Source organism: Planomonospora algeriensis, from assembly GCF_977012225.1.
This window is the reverse complement of the sequence record NZ_CDRNDK010001170.1, coordinates 1-249: the sequence shown is the minus strand read 5'-3', so window position 1 is coordinate 249 and position 249 is coordinate 1. Positions and strand designations below refer to the sequence as shown.

Genomic DNA, 249 nt, shown 5'->3' with positions numbered 1-249 from the left:
GGCAGGCGGGAGCGGACCTCGCGGCACACATCGACGCCGCTCCCGTCGGGCAGGCGCACATCCAGCACCGCCACGTCCGGCTGGAGCGCGGTGATGCGGGTGACGGCCGATTCGGCGGTCCCCGCCTCCCCGACCACCTGGATGTCGTCCTCGGAGTCGAGCAGGGCCGCCACGCCGCGCCGGACCACCTCGTGGTCGTCCACCAGGACCACGCGAATCACATCCATGCCGTCAGCTCTCCTCACCTCG

General features: G+C 72.3%; 1 protein-coding gene. It reads right to left on the bottom strand.

Annotated features, from left to right (window positions below; translation table 11 throughout):
* A partial coding sequence (locus ACWJ6R_RS38285; RefSeq protein ID WP_449066841.1) for a response regulator occupies window positions 1–227 on the bottom strand: 227 nt, incomplete at its 3' end.
* Window positions 228–249: the final 22 nt, after the last annotated feature.